Raw genomic sequence first — 19,109 nt, 5'->3', positions numbered from 1 at the left:
CTATCGGCCGGCGCCCACGCTGCATACGATGACATCTCGCTGCCGGTCGTCCGACTGGCCAGGCCCGCATGGGAGGGCCGCCAACCAAGGAGATGTCAATATGAATGCCCGAGACAATACGAACAAGCCCGAGGAACTGGTCCCGTCGCGCTACGCCCTGCGCGTCGGCGGGATCGACGTGCTGGTGGTCAGCGACGGCGTGCTGCCGCTGCCCACCGCGACCATGGCCACCAACGCCGACCCGGCCGCCCTGGCCGTATGGCTGGACCATATGTTCCTGCCGCCGGACGCCTTCGACTGGCCGCTCAACGTGCTGGTGGCCAAGAGCGGCGAGCAGGTGATCCTGGTCGACACCGGCCTGGGCTCGCAATTCCCCGGCTTCCCGCGCGCCGGCCAGACCCCCCATCGCCTGGAAGCCGCCGGCATCGACCTGTCCTCCGTCACCGACGTAGTGATCACCCATATGCACATGGACCATATCGGCGGCCTGCTGGTCGACGGCCTCAAGGAACGCCTGAACCCGAACCTGCGCATCCACGTGGCGGCCTCCGAGGTGGCGTTCTGGGACACGCCCGACTTCAGCCAGACCGACATGCCGGCGCCGGTGCCGGACGTGCTGCGCTCGACCGCGCGCCAGTTCATGGAGCAGTACCGCGACCGTCTCCACGTGTTCGAGGAGCGGCACGAGGTGGCCCCGGGCGTGGTCGCGCGCCGCACCGGCGGCCATACGCCTGGCCACTGCGTGGTCGATATCGACTCCAATGGCGAGCGCCTGACCTTCGCCGGCGACGCCATGTTCCCGGTCGGCTTCGACCATCCCGACTGGCACAACGGCTTCGAACACGATCCCGAGGAGTCGACCCGTGTGCGCATCGCGCTGTTCGGCGAACTGGCGGACAACGGCGGCCTGCTGGTGGCGACTCACCTGCCGTTCCCGTCGGTAGGCCGGGTGGCGCGTGACGGCGATACTTTCCGCTGGGCGCCGGTGTTCTGGGACCACTGAGTCGTCCGCACCGGCCAGTAAACGTCAAGAAACATCGGATTCGACATCTGGCATCAACAAGCCCGCTTCGGCGGGCTTTTTTTGCGTATGTACGCTCATCCGGAGTCGCCTGTAGAAAGATGTGTGAAATATTTTGTGTATTTATGTCAACGGAATGACATGGCAGAGCGTTAAGCCTGGTATCAGAGGGCGCGACCCGGCATGTCCGGGGCACGTGCACGCAAGCCCGAATCACAGAATTGGAGAGTGAATGACCCGATTGAAAGTCAAGCCGATCTGCGCCGCCATCATGCTGATGTCGGCCTATGGCGCGCCAGCCCTGGCGCAAACCGCCGCCGAGACCGAGGCCGCCGCAGTCGCCACCGAACAGGCCGCACCGGCCACCGAATCCTCTCCAGCCGCCCCTGCCACCCCCGCCGCTCCAGCCGCGCCACCTGCGCCGCCGGCCCAGGCCGTGCCGGCCGCCGCCGTGATCCAGGTCACCGGCCTGCGCCAGAGCCTGCGCTCGGCCGAAGACATCAAGCGCGACGCCCCGCAGGTGGTGGACGCCATCAATGCCGACGACATCGGCAAATTCCCCGACCGCCAGGCGGGCGATGCGCTGCAGCGCGTGGCCGGCGTGCAGGTGGGGCGCGACCGCGGCGAAACCAGCACCGTGATCATCCGCGGCCTGCCGGACGTCGCCACCACGCTCGACGGCAACGAGATCTTCACCGCCGCCGGCCGCCGCCTGTCCTACCAGGACTTGCCGGTCCAGTCGATCGCCGGCATGGAAGTCTATAAATCGGCCACTGCCAACCAGTTCGAGGGCGGCATCGCGGGCGCCGTCAACATCCGCCTGCGCGCGCCGTTCGACAACAAGGGCTTCACCGCCACCGGCTACGTCGAGGACCGCGTGAACCAGACCAGCGGCAGCGGCAACACCTCGGACAAGCACAGCCCGGGCGGCGGCTTCCTGGTCAGCAACCGCTGGAACACCGACTTCGGCGAGATGGGCGCGCTGTTCGACGTCGCCGTCAACCGCGACAACTGGGCCTTCCCGGTGCAATACGTCGACCGTCCCGACAATGTGTTCTCGGTGAGCCCGGACGGCAGCGCGACCCGCCTCGGCAACGTCGGCCCGTATTCTCCGGCCGCGCCGGGCGACGTGCTGGGCCAGCTGCCGAACATCGGCGGCATCTATAACGCCGGCCAGCGCGAGCGCCAGAGCGTGCACGGCGCCTTCCAATGGAAGGTCAATCCGCGCCTGACGGCCAGCGCCCAGTACCTGGGCATGGGCTACCAGGGCCGCACCGGCGTCAACTACGTGATGAGCAACACCACCTGGGCGCCGCGCCTGACCGACGTGGTGCTGGCGCCGCAAGGCAGTGCCTGCGCGACGCCGCAGGGCGCGATCTGCCCGATCCTTGCCGCCAGCGCGCCGGCGTCACAGTTCGGCAATGCCTACGACTGGGATCCGTATTCGGCCACCAGCACCTGGGGCCAGAACGAGCGCACCACCACCCACTACCTGAACCTCGGCCTGAAGTACAACGATGGCCCGCTCAGCGTCGATTCGCAGTTCGGCTATACCCGCTCCAAATTCGTCAACGACACGGTGATCGTCGACCAGCAGGTGCCGGGCGCGAGCGCCAGCGTGTATTCCTACGGCGCCGACGGCCACGGCGGCTTCAATGCGGTCACGCTGCCGGGCAGCGGCGCCAATGCGCTGCAGGACCCGCGCAACTTCGTGCTGCGCGGCCTGGTGCAGAACTGGAACGAGCAGGCCGGCAGCCAGCTGCAATGGCGCACCGACGCCACCTATCGCCTGGGCGGCGACGGCTTCTTCACGGCCCTGACGGGCGGCCTGCGCCTGTCCGCGCGCAAGGCCAGCTACCACGGCGCCGAAGGCCACGCCGATTTCTCGGGCGAGCGCCCGAACGCCCTTGGCGCCCTCGGCCCGTCGTTCCAGGCGCTGGTGCCGGGCCTCGACCGCCTGGGCGGCGCCTGGTACGGCCCGTCATCCGACTACCTGATCGACAATGCCGACGCCGTGCGCAACCTGTACGGCGCGGCCAGCGGCCGCGTGCCGGACGACCCGGGCCGCATGTTCGACCAGCGCGAGCGCAATGCCACCCTGTACCTGGCCGCGCGCTGGGCCGCCAACCCGGGCGGCATCGACGTCAAGGGCGAGATCGGCGGGCGCGTGGTGCGCCTCAATCGTGAGCTGAGCGGCATGACCCGGATCGGCGACGAGGTGTCGAACGTCGACCTGTCGACCTACGAAACCAATTACCTGCCGAGCGCGTCGGCGGTGGTCGGCTGGACCGAAGACCTGCAGTCGCACTTCTCGGTCGGCAAGACCATCACCCGGCCGAACTTCGGCACGCTCAATCCGGCCCTGACCCTGGTGCCGTCGACCGTCAACGTGCCGGGCAGCGGCAGCGCCGGCAACCCCTACCTGGAGCCGACCCGCTCGACCAATATCGACGCCACGCTCGAATACTACTTCCAGAAGAACGGCTTCGCCCAGGTCGCGCTGTTCCACCGCGACATCGACGGCTACGAGCAGAGCTTCACCCGCGACGAAGTCATCGACGGCCAGGTCTATCGCGTGACGCGTCCTCAGAACTCGGGCAAGGGCCGGCTGCGCGGGGCCGAGTTCGGGGTCCAGAAGTTCTTCGACTTCCTGCCCGGCCCATGGGCCAACTTCGGCGCCCAGGCCAACTACACCTGGATCGACGGCGAGAACCAGAGCCGCACCGCCTTCGACAGCGATACCTACACCACCACGCCGCTGACCGGCGTGGCCAAGAAGAGCTACAACTTCGCGCTCCTGTACGAGGGCAACGGCATCACCGGCCGCCTGGCAGCGACCCGCCGCGGCGACTACGTCGAGCAGATCGCCGAAGCGCCGTTCAACCAGGACCGCGTGGTCAAGGCGGCGACCTTCGTCGACCTGAGCATCGGCTACGAGATCAACGACAAGGTCTCGCTGCAGTTCGACGCGATCAACCTGACAAAGGCCAAGTTCGAGAGCTCGCTGGGCGAATACATGCCGCGCGACGTGCGCTACAACCCGACGACCTATGGCCTGAGCCTGCGGTTCCGGATGTAAGCGCGATGTAAAGGCCTATTCCGGCAGGGACAGGCCGGGTTCCCCGGCGTCGTCGCGTTCCAGCAGCGCCTGCATCACCTCGCGGCGGCGCTCGTCGCCGTGCAGCGCGGCGGCCAGTTCGCCGGCGTCTGGCCGCACGCCATGGCGCAGCAGCAGCGCGAGGACATCCACCCGCCAGTCGAAGAATTCGGTCTCCACCGAATACAGCTCCCAGGGCGAGCTGTCGAGGGCCGCGAGGAATGCGGGCAGCGCGCTGCCGTCCACGCCCGCACTCGCGGCCAGCGCCAGCTCGACCATCGTCTCGTCCAGCGTCGCCGCGGCCGCCGCCAGGACGGTCTTGTCGCGGGCGTCGGCGCCGTGTTCCAGCAGCCATTCGAAGGCCTCGATGGCGAGATGGCGCGCCGCCGCGGCCAGCGCAGCGCTGCCCGTGTCGGCCATGTCCACCCCTTGCGCCAGCAGGAAGGCCAGGGTGGCCGTGCCGTTCGCCACAGCCGCGGCGGGGAAGGCGATCTCCAGCACCGGCTGCCGTGCGTCGCCGGCGTGTTCGAGCAGGCAGGCCAGCACCGCGTCGACGTTGGCAGCCGCTGCCGAGGCGATGGAAGCGCCGCCATCGGCCAGCGGATCGGCGCCCTGTTCAAGGGCGCGCCGCACCGCCTCGACGTCGCCGTGGCGGCAGGCCATCTCGAGAAAGCGCTGCCAGAATGCGGCTTGCCAGGCGTCGGGACGCACGCCATCGTGGACGAAGGTTTCACGCAGCCCGGCCATGCGCCCTGCAATGAAGGCGCCGAGCCAGGGATCGGCCGTTTCCAGCAGCAGGGCCGCGCCGTTGTCGGACACCGAGGCGGCAACCGCATCGGGCCAGGGCTGGTCTGCCTCGAGGACCGCCTCGATCAGCGCGCCGAGCGCCAGCCGCAGGTCGACGTCGAAGGCCGAGCCCCAGGCGAGCAGGGCGCCCAGCTTGAGTCGTGGCGGCAGGCTGCTCATGCCGGCGAACTGCAGCATGGCGTCGGCGTAGCGCGGCTCGGGCCAGGTGGGGCCGGACCGGTCCGCCTCGAGCAGGTCGTGCCAGAGCGCGCCGATCTGGTCCAGCGTGCGGCAGCTTTCGAGGGGGAGGTACCAGGGGGTGTGCGACATTATTCTTCCTGTGTGGATGGAGCGGCGGCGCCGGGATTGGCCAGCACCTGGCGCAGGCGCCGCGCGTTGGCGGCCACCTGGTGGCAGATGAAATCGAGTTCTTCGTGGTTCAGGTGGCCCAGCGGATGCAGGGCCCGCACCGACAGGCCGGCATCGGCGTCGATGTGGAAATCGACCACGTCGAAGCGGCGGTTGCGTCCCACGGTATGGTCCAGCAGGTGCGCGGGGTGGTGGGCCAGCGCCAGGACCTGCCGCGGCGCCAATACCTGGGCTTGCACGAGCACGTAGCCGCCGTGCAGCTCCCAGAATATGCGTTGCCGGCCTTCTTCGAAGGGAAAGGCGTAGTCGAGCGCGTCGCCTTCGCCATGGATGACCTCGTAGACGCCATGGCGGCCGCACAGGCCGGCCAGGAGTGCCTGCACCCGGCTACGCGCCCCCGGGTCGGTCGTGCCGGCCGGTTTGCCGGGGCCCGCCAGGCGCGCAAGGAGGTCATCGACCTCGCATTCGCCGAGGATGCCGGCGCCGCCGGCATAGATCTCGGCGTTGGCGAGCAGCTCGCCCTTGCTCGTGTCCACGGACTGCAGGCGCAGCGCCGGATCGGCCTGCAGCGTGCGCAGGCGATCCAGCAACTGCGCCGGCGCGAGCGATCCGCCATCGACCGTCAACCGCGCCGCACGGCTGGCGCCAAGAATCAGTTGGCCATTGTCCTGGGCGCCGCGCAGCACGACCGTGGAGCCGCCGTCCAGCTCCCACCGGATTTCTCCCGCCGTTTCGATCGGCGCCAGGTGCATGCCGGCGTGCCTGCCCAGCCTGGCGCCGACCAGCTTGCGGCAATGGCAGCGGCGCGCGTCGAGCAGCTGCAGTCCGGCCTCCAGGTCCGGTCGCGCCGCGCCGGCGAGCAAGGCGGGCGGGATGGTGAATGGACTCTCGAGCGCGGTGGCGATGGCCGGCGGGATGCCGTCGGTGTCCAGCAGGCCTTGCGCCAGGTCGATGCTGGAGTCGCCCGCGGCCTGGCTACCCTCGACCCGCTGCAGCGACTGGTGGAACCCGTTCAGGTTGTGGGCGGCCGCGCGCACCTGCAGGAATTCGAGGCTCTGGCGGATGTGGGGGAAGCTGACCTGGATGAAGTGCTCGCGATAGCCGTCGCCGGCCGCCTGCATCGCGCGATGCGCCAGGGAGCCGATGCGGTCGACCCGGCCGACCTTCTGTTCCAGCGCGATCGGGCTGGCCGAGATGCCGTAGTGGATCACGTTGTCGCAGAAAGTGTGCAGGTCTTCGCCTTCCTGGAACACGTCGGTCGAGACCAGCATGCGCGGGTAGCCCGGCATGCGGAACTTGCGGGCGATCGCCGAGCGGCTGGCGGCGTTGGCGCCGGTCGCGCCGGCCACCGGCGCCAGCGGGTGCAGCTGCTTGGCGATATAGGTCGGCAGCTCGCCCGGCTGCTTGTCGTCGATCTCTTCGAAGTTCTGCTTGAGGATCAGGTCGAGCTGGGCGGTCAGGTCGCGCAGCACCGTGAACGAGCTGAAGCCGGGCTGCGTCGCCTGGCGCGCCAGCAGCGCGCAGAAGGCGGCCGTCATCTGCTCGTCGGCCGTCATGTCCCTGGCGCCGTCGCGACGCGCGCGCAGCGCATACAGGTCGATGAAAGGATGGTCCAGGCGGCACAGCGCCGCGAACAGGCTGGCGTGCACCAGATGGCGGCGCACCAGGCGCGTGGCCGCCTCCCCGGCTGCCTCGCCCTCGGCTGCGATGGCCGCGAAGGCGGCGCCGTCCCAGGCCGGCGCCAGACTCGCCAGCGCGGCCTGGGAGCGCAGCGTCGTCCAGATGCCGCGCCGGCCCAGCTCGTCCGCATGGTCGACCGGACCGGCCGCTGCCTGGGTAGTGGCGTGCCCGAAGACGACGCCGAGCACGCGCCGCGCGACCCGTTGCTGGGCCGGATCGCCGCCGGCGGCCACGCAGGACAGGTAGGCGTGCTGGGCGCGTGCGGCGAGCTGGCGCGGCTCGGGACTGGCCGGCAGGGCCAGCACCGTGTCCAGGCGGCGCCAGTCGAGACTGCGTGGCGCCGGCATGCCGGGCAGGGTGGACCAGTCGATCTCGAACATGGCGCCCACCAGCAGGGTGTGGCGCAGGTTGGGCGGGGTTGGGCTCAGGTTCATGCCCGGGACGTCGCCACGGTAGAACCAGGAAAAGAAGGTGTTCGGGTCGCCGTGCTCCTGGCCGTCGTCCAGCCGGTGGCGGTCGCGCAGCTTGGCTTCTTCGTTGTAGCGCGCCAGCCAGGCGTGGACCGCGGCGTCCGGCGCCAGGTAGCGCGCCAGCCAGGCGTTGTATGACTCTTCCAGCTTGGCCTTCAGCTCGCCGACGCTGGCCACGCGGCGCACGAACAGCAGCGATTTCTTGTTGCGTTCGACCGAGGCCTGGTGCGCCTGGCGCGCCACCTCGTCCATCTTGGGATGGGGCGGGAAGCGCTCGAAGGTCTTGCAGAAATCGGTCACCATGAAGTCGACGATGCCGCGGTCGGCCGCATCGCGTTCGCTGCCGGCGTCGTCGTCGTCGCCATCGAACCGGTCGCGCTCGTGGTACGCGTTGGGCCGGTAGCTCTCGAACGAGGCCAGCATCCCCAGCTCGAACTTGCCGTGGTGGCCATCGTTGACGACCTGGCCGACCTTCTTCTGCAGCACGGCGGAGAACAGCTGCTGCTCGATCCCGAGCCTGACCTCGGCCCGTTCGCCGCTGCGGTGCTCGACGCGGTACAGGTTGCGGGTGTGCCGCTTGCCGCCGAGGGTGAGCGAATTCAGGCGCCGAACGGTGAACGGGGCCAGCACCCGGTGGACGTCATGCCACTGGGGCCGTGCAGGCAGCGCGAGATCGGGCCGCTTGCCGAACAGCGCCATCTGGCGCTGCAGCTCGCCTACCTCGCGTTCGAACGGCGTGGCCGACAGCAGCAACAGGCGGTCCAGCTTGTCTTCCAGGATCATCGACAGCAGCTGGTTGCGGTCCGAGCTTTCCACGCCATGGCGGTAGTTGTGCGCTTCGTCGACCAGCACCAGGTTGAAACGCGGCAGCATGCGGTGCAGGGCCAGCGCCCATTGCTCCTTGAGCCGGCGCTTGAAATCGCGGATCGCGGCCGGTGTGTCGGGCAAGCGGGCCAACTCGGCGCGCATGACCTCCACCTGCGCGCCGTGCTGGGGCAGCCTGTGCGCGAACACGTCGAGCGCCGCGCCCAACTGATCGATGCTGTTGCTGAGCGCCAGGCTGAAGGCCGTGGTGCAGATGAAGTAGTCGCGCGCGCTGTCGGTCGCCACCGCCTGGAACAGGTCGGCCAGCGATTCGCAGTTGCGGTAGGGCGCGGCGGGCGCCTGGCCGAAGCCCTTCACGATGCCGTCGCGGTGGTGGTAATTGGTCTTGATGAAGCTGTGGTAGTCCTTGTGCCATTTGTCGCGCACATTATTCTTGGGCAGCAGGTAGAGCACGCGCAGGTCGGGCTTGAAGCGGCGCATCATGGCCACCACGCCCAGCCCGATATAGGTCTTGCCCATCCCGACTTCGTCGGCCAGGTAGGCCACGCCATGGTGCGCCAGCATATTGTGCAGGGCGACCGCGCCCTTCAGCTGCTGGCAGGCCAGGTCCTTGGAGACGTCGGCGCTGCCGCCGAAGTCGATCAGCTGCCGGGCAATCGACAGGTCAATGGTCTGCATGGGGCTCCTGGCTGGCCGGTACGGGAAGGATGAACATGCGCTTGATCCAGCCCAGGAATTTTTCCCGGTCTTCGATCGCGGCGAAGGCCGGTCCGTCTTCCTCGGCCCGGATGCGCTCGCGCACCGATGCGGCCAGCGCGCCGTCGCCGCGCGCGTGGAGGGCGAGCAGCTCGTCCATGCCGAGCAGGGTCAGGTAGCGCACCACCGGGTTGGACGCGGCATCCGGCGCCGGCTCGTCCAGCGCGCGCAGGATGCCGCGCAACGAGTCGGGCTGGTCGCCGTCGAGGTAATAGGCCAGCTCGCGCGGATGCGTCGCCAGGCGCCGCCCCAGGCGCCAGAAGGCCCCGTTCACCTGCGAGAACTCGGCGAAGAAGCTGTCTTCCACGGCCGCATCGGGCAGCGACGGCAGGAACTCGAGGCTGTCGTCCAGGGAGCCGATGCGGCGCTGCAGCCGGGCCATCAGGCCGGCGTAGGCGGCGGCGCGGCTGGCCGGGTGCATCTCTTGCAGGATGCGCAGCACTTCCTGCAGGCTCAGGGGCGGCAGGATGCTGGGGCGGCAGTACACGTGGCGCTGGGTGACCATGAGGTCGCGCTCCGCGCTGGACTTGCCCTCTGCCTGCCAGTGCGCGCGCACCAGCGAGGTGTGGCGCAGCTGCTCGCGCAAAAAGGGGGAGTCGAGCCAGGCGGTCTCGCCGTGCAGCACCACCTGCAAGGGCTCGCCACCCTCGCGGCGGTGCAGGAACAGGACGCCGCTGCGTGGGCAGCGCGCTTCCAGTCGTCCCGCGAGCCAGTCGTAGGCCAGGAATACGGGCGGGAAGCGCAGCTCACCCTCTTGCGGCGTCGGTGCTTCGAGCGCCATCGATTCGGCATAGCCTTGCGCGCCGGCTTCCTTGCCCAACAGGGCGCTGCGATCGAGGCCGGTGAGCAGGAAGCCCGCTTCGACGTTGGCGAACATCGCCTGGTGGCTGAAATTGACGGAACCGACGAACAGCCAGTCGTTGCCGCCATAGATCTTGGCATGCAGCTTGCGATAGCCGCGTTCCTCGGGGCTGGCGGCGTCCGGCAGCTTGAACGCCTTGCGGACCGCGGGATGCCAGTCGCACCAGCGCAGGTGACGTTGCATTGCGCTGTAAAAGTCTTCGGTGACCGTCGCCACCAGGTTGACGTCGCGCGGCAGCAGCAGCGTCACGCCGCGCGCGAAGCGCTGCAGGAAGGCGAGGATGCGTGCGTTGTCGTGGTCCTGGGCGAAATAGGGACTGACGATTTCCAGCGCGCCGTGCGCCACCGGCGCCAGGAAGTCGGGGAAGGCGCCGGCATGCGGCAGCGAGAAATACAGGCTGCAGCCCGGATGCGGCGCGGAGGGCGACCATTGCGCGAGCAGCGCGCGCAAGGCTTCCAGCACCGGCAGGGCGCCCTGCGCCAGGTACCAGTCGACGGCCGCGCGCAGGGGGCCGAGGATGTTGGAGGGAGCGGCGTCGGCGTTCAGTTCGACCCAGTGCCCCACCTCGATGTTCTCCCACCAGCCGGCCTTGGACAGGTTGAAGGACCCCGCGCAGACGACCAGCGCGGGCCGTCCGCCGTCGTCGACTTCGATCAGGGCCAGCTTGGCATGGTGGCAGGCGCCGTCGACCTGCAGCGGCAGGTAGTCGACTTCCAGGCGCGCGGCCTGGGTCGGCGTGAACACCGGCGCGTCGTAGGCGACCCCGAAGCGTCCGCCGCTGGCGCCCATCAGCGCCTGCAGCTGCTGGTAGCGCAGCGGCTCGGCGCTCGACAGTCCCGGACTGTCCAGCAGCAGCGGCAGCACTTCCAGCTCGAAGAAATCCGGTTCCAGGCAGTACGTGGAAAAGAAGGCGCGCGTCACCGGACGGCCCTTGATCGCCGCCTGGAAGCCTTCGCTGATGGTCATGTGCCTCATTGGCGGCCCTGGCTGGCGATGGTGAGGAAGGAGGCGAGGAAGTAGCTGTGATGCCAGCCGCCGTCGCCGACAGCGAATGCTTGCAGTCCCCGCGGGCTGTCGCTGCGCACGCGGACCACGAGCCGCTGGCCGGTGTCGATCTCGACCCAGGCCGCACCGCCGCGCAGGGCCATGACCCGCTTGTTCTGGGCCAGGACCGCGTGGATCACGTCCTTGGGGCGGCCGGCGACGCAGGCGTCATGGAAGTCCGCAAGAAAGTCGCGGTGCGGGAGCTCGGGCAGCTGGCGCCAACTGTCGCCTGGCGCGATGCCGACCAGGGCAGGGGCCAGCTCGCCGGCCAGCTTCTGCAACGGGGTGTCGGCGTGCGATTGCAGCCAGCTCATGGCCTGGTCGGCGCGCCTCAGTACGGGATCGAGCTCATGGATCTGGGTCATGACCGCAAGCATCTGCGGACTGGCGTCGCTCTCCCCGAGCAGCCAGGCGCGGAACAGGTCCAGGCTGTCCTCGCCGTTGGCGTCCAGGTAGGCGGTGGCCAGCGCATACAGCTCGCCCTGGAGCACGCAATCCTTTTGCCGCGCCAGCAGGGCCTCGACCGCGGCCGCGCGCAGCGCCGGGTCGCGCAGCATGGCGTCGAAGGCCGGCGCCAGCCGTACGATCTCCGCCTTGCCGACCTGCTCGCGCGAGGCCAGCAAGGCCAGCGTGTTCCAGTGGTCGTCGCCGAAGCTGGCGACGATCCGGCCCAGCAGGGCCTTGCCGGCGACCGTCGGCCGGCGCCGGTGACCCTCGATCAGGCCGACGCTTTCAAGCGCCGTCGAGTACAGGCCCCACAGGCCGTAGCCGGCCTGGTCGGCCAGCAACTGGGCGTCTTCACCCTTGCCGAGGCGGACGCTCCCGGTCGCGAAGTTGCTGCGTGCTCGGCTCACGCCCAGCAGGCCGTTGTTGACCTCGCGCTGGGCCAGCCGCAGGTAGGCGCCCATCTGCTCGCAGCGCAGATAGCGCTCCTGCACGTCGGCCTCCCTGGCCGGGAGGTTGGCGAACTCGCAGCACAGCAGGGCGACGATGAAGTTGTCGAGGCTGCTGGTCACGGTCGTCAGGTTGCCGACGAGCTTGCGGCCCATATGGCTCCAGGTGGCCTCGGCGCCCAGTGGGTCGCGCGAACCCTTGGGACGGGCGCGTTCGTCGAAGGCGGAAAAAATGGTGAGCATGAAAAGGATGGCGGCCGGAGGCCAGCGGGCTTGGTCGGGAAGAGGGCGCGGAGCGATACTGGAATTTCCAAATTGAAACTAAACTGTAGCATGTTCCAGTTCTTTTTGGACAGTCCTCGAGGTGGTTCAGCCGCGGCCGATGAGCGAGGCGATGAGGTTGCCGTAGCCCACGTTGCGCAGCCGTTCGTCCCTGGTAATGTTCGAGCGTGGATCGTAATGGGCGACGATGCGCAGGCGTTCGTCGCGGCCGGTCTGGCGGCCGTCGGGAGCGGTGTCGATGTAGCCGATGATGCGGTGGCGCGCATCCTTGAGGATCTGGCGGGACATGGCGGGTTCCTGTGCTGGGAAAGCCCATAGTGTCCATGTGGATGCGACGGATTGCGTCGCGCGGGGGAATTGCTTACACGGCGGCGGCCTGCTGCGGTCCGCCGCCGGTCGTAACGCAGGGCGGGTCAGGACACCTTGCGTGGTGGCGCGGCGTCGGCCACCATCTCCATCACCGAATTACGCTTGTCCAGCAAGTGCAGCGAGAGGATCGCCGCCAGGCGCTTGCCGTCGCGGGCCTCGAGCGCCTCCATCATCTGGCGGTGTTCTTCGATGGCCTGGTCCCATTTTTCGGGGACGATATTGGACTTGAGCCGCAAGGACTGCAGCCGCCGGTTCATGTTCAGGTAAGTGTGGTGGAGGACCGAGTTACGCGCGGCTTCGGAGATCTTGTTGTGGATCGCCTGGTTGCGGCTGTAGTAGCCGGGCAGGTCGCCCTGTTCGCGGCAGGTCAGCATCGCATCGTGCAGCGCCCGGATCTCGGCGACTTCCTCGGGCGTGATCCGTTCGCAGGCATGTTCGCCCGCGAGGGCTTCGAGGCCGCTGACGAATTCGAAGGTCTCCCAGACTTCTTGCTGCGACATCTTGTAGACCGACGCGCCGCGATTCGGCGAAATCTCTATCAGGCCCTCGGCGGCCAGCGCTTTCAACGCTTCGCGCAAGGGCGTGCGCGAAATGCCCATGGTTTCGCACAGTTCGCGCTCGTTGAGTTTCATTCCGGGAGGGAACACAGACTCGACGATCATCCGGCGCAGGTGGGAAACCACCGTGTCGTGCAGGTGCTGCCGGGCCAGCTTCGGGAGAGCGGGCGCTGCTACGCCGCGATCCGAAGCTGGATCACCTTTCGAGTCTTGCATCAGTGTCTCCACTTCCATAGTTTTGGAGGAATTTTATCATTCGGCCGTATTTGCATAGCTGAAAGCAGCCTTAACTTCTCGAAAATAATGATCTGTCATGCATAGGCGGGTGCTGCTGCATGTTTCATTTCTGCAACAAAGCTGGGTGCGCAACGAGGCCTGGCATCTGCCGCCATTCGATTTGACCAAGTGTCAAAGGCGTCGCTCGTGGCGCGCGCCCGCCACGTCGGGGCTCCGACACGCTATCGCATTTTTCTGCCATTCAAGCGAAGGGTGGGTCCGCATTTCCCAGCGACTATAAACATGGGGCCGATGCGAGCGACCCAGTCAAATCAAGGTATCCCGCCGCGCCCGTCTCGCAAATCAGAAGATTCTAAAGGTTCTGAAAGTTCGAAAGGACAATTCTAGCAGCTGGCGCAGCTGCCTGTGTTGTGACTCTTGGTATCTCCGTGATAGTTGCCGTGAGTGGCTTGGCGGACCGATGGCGCCGCCGGGAACGTCGGATGTCTGAAAAATTTCTCTATAGAAATTACCTATCTCGGGTATTGGGGATTGGCATACCCCCTTGGTTATTGGTACTATGTATCTTGCATTTTGCATACAAAATACATTCTTCACATTGAGAGAGAGACTTCATGTCCGACGATCAGCAATCCCCATCGCGGCGGCGCCTCATCAAGAGCCTGGTGTTCGTGCCCATGGGCGCGGGCGCGGCGGCAGCCATCCACCAGGGTCTGCCCAACGCCAATGCCACCGCCACCGCGCCTGCGGAAGGCAAGCCGAATCCCTACACGCCCAAGTTCTTCAACGCGAAGGAATGGAAATTCGTGATCGCCGCGGTCGATCGCCTGATTCCGCATGACGAACACGGCCCAGGCGCCGTCGAGCTCGGCGTGCCCGAGTTCATCGATCGCCACATGCAGTCGCCGTACGCGTCCGGCAGCATCTGGTACATGCAGGGCCCGTTCCTGGAAGCGACCGCCGAGTTCGGCTACCAGGGCAAGCTGGCGCTGAAGGACATCATCCGCGTCGGCATCGCCAACGTCGATGCGCATTGCGCCAAGACCTATTCGGGCAAGGCGTTCGCCGACCTCGACGTGCGCATGCAGGAAGCGGTCCTCAAGGACCTCGAAGGCGGCAAGATCAAGCTCGCCGATATTTCGTCGAAGACCTTCTTCGCCGACTTCCTGGCCGAGACCCGCGCCGGCTACTTCTCCGATCCTAGCCACGGCGGCAACAAGGACATGGGCGCCTGGAAGATGATCGGTTACCCCGGCATGCGGGGCGACTACCTGGAGTGGGTGAAGATTCGCGACAAACCGTATCCGCTGGGACCGGTGGACCTGGCAGGACGGAGGGGATAAGAGAATATGGCAATCGTAAAAGAGAAAAAAGACGTCGTCATCGTCGGCGCCGGCTGGGTCGGCGCCATCATGGCCAAGGAATTGACGGACGCAGGCCTGAACGTGGTCATCCTGGAACGCGGCCCTGATCGCGACACGCAGACCGACTTCGCGTATCCGCGCGTGATCGACGAACTCGAAGGCTCGGTGCACCGCAAATACCTGCAGTCGCTGGCGCAAGAGACCGTGACCATCCGCCACAACCTGAACACCGTGGCGGTGCCGAAGCGCCGCATGGGTTCGTTCAAGCCGGGCACCGGCGTGGGCGGCGCGGGTTCGCACTGGTCGGGCGTGCACTTCCGCGCGCTGCCGGAGGACTTCAACCTGCGCAGCACGATGGAGCAGCGCTACGGCAAGAAGATCATGCCGGAAGGTATGTCGATCCAGGACTTCCCGGTCACCTATGAAGAGCTGGAACCGCATTTCTCGCACTTCGAATACGTGTGCGGCACCTCGGGCAAGGCTGGCGTGTTGAACGGCAAGGTCGTCGAAGGCGGCAACCCGTTCGAAGGCTCGCGTTCGCGCGAATACCCGCTGGGACCGAATCCGGACTACCTGGGCGGCGAGATGTTCTACAAGGCGGCGCGCGAAATGGGTTACCACCCGTTCCCGATCCCGGCCTCGAACACCTCGGCCAGCTACGTCAATCCGTACGGCTGCCAGATGGGCCCATGTAACTTCTGCGGCTTCTGCTCGGACTATGGCTGCCTGAACTACTCGAAGGCCAGCCCGAACATCAACATCTTCCCGGTGCTGCGCGGCCGCAAGAATTTCGAGATGCGCACGCTCGCCCAGGTGCTGAAGGTGAACCTGACGGCGGACGGCAAGATGGCCACCGGCGTGAACTACCTCGACGCCGGCGGCCAGGAATGCGAACAGCCGGCGGACATCGTCATCCTGGGCGCGTTCTCGCTGTATAACGTGCACCTGATGCTGATCTCGAAGATCGGCCCGGCCTACGACCCGGTCACCAAGACCGGCACCGTCGGCAAGAACTACTCGTACCAGAACCTGAACCGCGTCTCGCTGTTCTTCGACAAGAACGTGCACGCCAACCAGTTCATGGGCATCGGCGGCGGCGGCACGACCTTCGACGACCTGAACGGCAACCGCAACGATCCGACCAAGTCGGGCTTCGTCGGCGGCGGCGTCATCTGGGCGCGCCAGCCGGGCGGCGGTCCGGTGCGCGGCATCGCGACCGCGCCGGGCGTGCCGAACTGGGGCAGCGACTGGAAGAAGGGCGCCAAGGACGCGATGCGTCACTCGTTCTACTACGAAGTGCAGGGCTCCTGCATGGCGTACGACGACGCCTACCTCGACCTCGATCCGAACTACAAGGATGCCTTCGGCCGTCCGCTCTTGCGCATGACCTTCGACTGGCACGACAACGAGATCGCGGTGTCGGCCTACCTGGTCGACAAGGCGCAGGAGATGTGCAAGGTCCTGAACCCGCTGGCGACCAAGGGCGATGCCAAGAAGCCGGGCACGCACTACAACATCAACCAGTACCAGAGTACCCACACGGTCGGCGGCGCCATCATGGGCGACAACCCCAAGACCTCTGCGCTGAACAAGTACCTGCAGTCGTGGGACGTGCCGAACGTGTTCGCGCCCGGCGCCAACGCCTTCCCGCAGAACAACGGCTACAACCCTACCGGCATGGTGGGCGCGCTGGCTTACTGGTGCGCGAAAGCGATCCGGGAGCAGTACATCAAGAACCCGGGCCCGCTGGTGCAGGCATAAGAGGACGAACACATGACCAAACAAAAACCTGTCAAGAAAATCGTCCTCGGTCTCGCCATCGCCGGCGCGGTGGTCTTTGCCGGCGCCTACGGCTATGCCGTGGCGCCGACCGAGACCCGCAAGATCGAACCGGGTCCGCAGCTGGCGAACCTGGCGCCCGGCGTCAAGCCGGATGCAGGCCTGATCGAGAAGGGCCGCTATGTCGCCACCGCCTCCGACTGTATCGCCTGCCACACGGCGCCGGGCGGCAAGGAGTTCGCCGGCGGCCGCGTGATCCAGTCGCCGATCGGTAATATGTACGCGACCAACGTCACGCCGGACAAGGAAACCGGCATCGGCAACTACTCGCTGGACGATTTCGATCGCGCGGTCCGCCACGGCATCGTGCCGAGCGGCGGCACCCTGTACCCGGCGATGCCGTTCCCGTCGTATGCCCGCATGAGCGACGACGACATGCGTGCGCTGTACGCCTACTTCATGCACGGCGTCGAGCCGGTCAAGCAGGCCAACCGCGACAACGAGATCAGCTGGCCGCTGTCGACCCGCTGGCCGCTGGGCATCTGGCGCAAGACCTTCGTGCCGGTGCAGGGCCCGATGGACCTGACGAAGTATTCGGACCAGAAGATCGCCCGCGGCGCCTACCTGGTGCAGAGCCTGGGCCACTGCGGCAGCTGCCACACTCCGCGTGCGGCGACGCTCAACGAGCTGGCGCTGGACGAATCCGGTCCGGAATACCTGGCCGGCGGCCCGCTGATCGATGGCTGGCTGGCGGTCAACCTGCGCGGCGACAAAGTCGACGGCATGGGTAACTGGACTGCGCAGGACATCGTCGACACGCTCAAGACCGCCCGTAACAAGCACTCGGGCGTGCTGGGCGAGCCGATGCAGGACGTCGTCAAGCACAGCACCCAGAACATGACCGACGATGACCTGATGGCGATGGCGCTCTACATCAAGAGCCTGCCGGAGAGCGGCAACAAGAAGGCCTCCTTCGCCGCCAGCGACGCCACCGTGCAGAAGATCATGCAGGGCAACGACAGCGAACGCGGCGTCCAGCTCTACCTGGACAACTGCGCGGCCTGCCACCGCGTGGACGGCAAGGCGGCCGGCGACGTGTTCCCTGCGCTGCCGGGCAACCCGACCGTGCTGCAGGAAGACGCCACCTCGCTGATCCGCGTGATCCTGGCCGGCGCCCGCCTGCCGTCGACCCACACGGCGCCGTCTGACCTGGGCATGCCGGGCTTCGCATGGCGGTTGTCGGACGAAGAGACCGCGCAGCTGGTGACTTTTGTCCGTAACAGCTGGGGCAACCAGGCTTCGCCGGTCGGCGCGGCCGAAGTCGCCAAGGTGCGCAAGCTGGTCAAGGAGCACGAGTTGCATACGGCGGACAAGGGCGATACCAAGCACTGATCCGTAGGTGACGGCGGCGCCGTCGGTACCCGTCACATTGACGGGGGCCGGCGGCGCCGTTTTTTTTTAGTGGACGTAGGCCGAGGCCTTGATGGGGGAGTGGATTGCCGTAGCCGGTGCCGCTTGCCCGGCGAACAGCTTCGCTTCCGACAATGGCGCCGGATCGATCCAGTCATCGATATTGAAATCGCGCCGTATATACCCCCAGTCGAGCAGGAATTCCTTCTGCGAGGCCAGTCCCGCCAGCCGGATCGGATCGAGGGCCGGCGTCAGGCTGCGGTGCAGGGCGGGGCCGAGCGCGCCGGTGACGTCGAGCGCGGTGTAGCCCGGGTTCTCGAGGGCCGCCAGCCGGGCCACTTCATCCGGATGCTCGCGCGCCCAGGCGCCCGCGCGTAGCAGCACGCCCAGGTAGCGGCGCACGATGCCGGGATGGCGCGCCAAAAAATCGCGGTCGACCGTGATCGGCCGCGGCGTGCCGTTATTGACCCGCTGCAGCGGGTCTTCCAGCCGGTTCAGGTCGGCGACCACGCGCAAGGACGGGTCGCGGGCCGCGGCATGGCCCTGGGCGCCGCGCAGGAATACCGCATCCACATAGCCCGACTTCAGCGCATCGAGTTCGATGTCGCGGCCCGGATCGCGTTGCGGGAACTCGAAATCGGGCGACTCGATATGCGTCCAGCGTGCGCGGCGCGGATCGAGTCCGGCAGCGCTCAATGCGGTGGCGAAGCCCCGTTGGGCGCTCGCGCGGTGGATGTCGATCAGGGCGCGCCGGCGCAGCGGCAGTCCGAGACGCTTCGTTTTCAGGTCGGCCAGGGTCTGGATGCCGCTGCCCTCCTGTACCAGGATGCCCTGGTATTCGTCGACCCAGGTGATGCCGATCACCACCGCGCCCTGGCCCTCGGAGCGGGCCCACAGCGCCGGCACATTGCCGCCTTCTCGGAACAGGCCGGTCTGGCCATGATGGTAATAGGACAGGCGGATGTCGCGGCTGGCCGCGTCTTCCAGCGAGCGCAGCGAGGTGGCGCCGCCGTCGAATTCGGCGTGCAGCCAGCCCTTGCCGACAGCCAGGCCGGTGGCGGTGGCGCCGCCCCGGTGGCTGTACCAGAGCTGGATCGGGGAGTGCAATGGTGATGTCATGTGTTGTATCCAGGTTGTCGTATCCACAGTCAGAGCAAGCGCCGGGCCAGCGCAAATTGAGTGCCGATTGCTGCTTTTTGCGCAGCTTTTGCTGGCTGGCGCGCAGTTTCGGCGCAGTTTCGAATGCGTCGGGCGTGGATATGCGTAATCCGGATAAGCTTGCGTCGGACAATTCGTTCGCAGCGCGGC

Annotated in this window: 12 protein-coding genes; 5 read left to right on the top strand and 7 right to left on the bottom strand. The window is 67.2% G+C overall.

The features are described 5' to 3' along the window. The first annotated feature begins 100 nt into the window (after window positions 1–100). Window positions 101–1,003, top strand: a complete 903-nt coding sequence (locus tag J3U95_RS17475; protein ID WP_208279941.1) for an MBL fold metallo-hydrolase — start codon at window positions 101–103, stop codon at window positions 1,001–1,003. A gap of 250 nt (window positions 1,004–1,253) precedes the next feature. Continuing rightward, window positions 1,254–4,100, top strand: a complete 2,847-nt coding sequence (locus J3U95_RS17470) for a TonB-dependent receptor (protein ID WP_208279940.1) — start codon at window positions 1,254–1,256, stop codon at window positions 4,098–4,100. 15 nt (window positions 4,101–4,115) lie between these two features. On the opposite strand, the gene J3U95_RS17465 is transcribed toward J3U95_RS17470, so the two are convergent. The 6 genes from J3U95_RS17465 to J3U95_RS17440 form a co-directional block, all read right to left on the bottom strand. Next, window positions 4,116–5,234, bottom strand: a complete 1,119-nt coding sequence (locus tag J3U95_RS17465) for a hypothetical protein (protein WP_208279939.1) — start codon at window positions 5,232–5,234, stop codon at window positions 4,116–4,118. Continuing rightward, window positions 5,234–8,926 (bottom strand): DEAD/DEAH box helicase family protein, encoded by a 3,693-nt coding sequence (locus J3U95_RS17460; RefSeq protein WP_208279938.1) that lies wholly within the window; start codon window positions 8,924–8,926, stop codon window positions 5,234–5,236. The genes J3U95_RS17465 and J3U95_RS17460 overlap by 1 nt, the downstream gene beginning before the upstream one ends. Beyond that, a complete protein-coding gene (locus tag J3U95_RS17455) occupies window positions 8,913–10,832 on the bottom strand; it encodes a phospholipase D-like domain-containing protein (protein ID WP_208279937.1) in 1,920 nt (639 codons plus the stop codon). The genes J3U95_RS17460 and J3U95_RS17455 overlap by 14 nt, the downstream gene beginning before the upstream one ends. 5 nt (window positions 10,833–10,837) lie before the next feature. Continuing rightward, window positions 10,838–12,046, bottom strand: a complete 1,209-nt coding sequence (locus J3U95_RS17450; protein WP_208279936.1) for a hypothetical protein — start codon at window positions 12,044–12,046, stop codon at window positions 10,838–10,840. A 126-nt stretch (window positions 12,047–12,172) separates the two neighbouring features. Continuing rightward, window positions 12,173–12,373, bottom strand: a complete 201-nt coding sequence (locus tag J3U95_RS17445) for a hypothetical protein (RefSeq protein ID WP_208279935.1) — start codon at window positions 12,371–12,373, stop codon at window positions 12,173–12,175. 125 nt (window positions 12,374–12,498) lie between these two features. Continuing rightward, entirely contained in the window at window positions 12,499–13,227 is a 729-nt protein-coding gene (locus J3U95_RS17440) for a GntR family transcriptional regulator (protein ID WP_208279934.1), read from the bottom strand. Between the two features lie 635 nt (window positions 13,228–13,862). Here J3U95_RS17440 and J3U95_RS17435 point away from each other — a divergent pair. From J3U95_RS17435 to J3U95_RS17425, 3 genes are read left to right on the top strand one after another with little or no spacing between them, the layout of a single operon-like run. Further along, entirely contained in the window at window positions 13,863–14,591 is a 729-nt protein-coding gene (locus tag J3U95_RS17435) for a gluconate 2-dehydrogenase subunit 3 family protein (RefSeq protein ID WP_208279933.1), read from the top strand. A 6-nt stretch (window positions 14,592–14,597) separates the two neighbouring features. Further along, window positions 14,598–16,373, top strand: a complete 1,776-nt coding sequence (locus J3U95_RS17430; protein WP_208279932.1) for a GMC family oxidoreductase — start codon at window positions 14,598–14,600, stop codon at window positions 16,371–16,373. Window positions 16,374–16,385: 12 nt separating this feature from the next. After that, complete coding sequence (locus tag J3U95_RS17425) at window positions 16,386–17,783, top strand: cytochrome c (RefSeq protein WP_208279931.1); 1,398 nt, start codon at window positions 16,386–16,388, stop codon at window positions 17,781–17,783. A gap of 66 nt (window positions 17,784–17,849) precedes the next feature. On the opposite strand, the gene J3U95_RS17420 is transcribed toward J3U95_RS17425, so the two are convergent. Then, window positions 17,850–18,920: an ABC transporter substrate-binding protein gene (locus tag J3U95_RS17420; protein WP_208279930.1), complete on the bottom strand. Its 1,071-nt coding sequence runs from the start codon at window positions 18,918–18,920 to the stop codon at window positions 17,850–17,852. Window positions 18,921–19,109: the final 189 nt, after the last annotated feature.

It is taken from the genome of Massilia oculi, assembly GCF_017582745.1.
Lineage (GTDB): Bacteria > Pseudomonadota > Gammaproteobacteria > Burkholderiales > Burkholderiaceae_D > Telluria > Telluria oculi_A.
The sequence above is the reverse complement of the archived record's forward strand: the minus strand, read 5'-3'. Positions and strand labels throughout refer to the sequence as shown.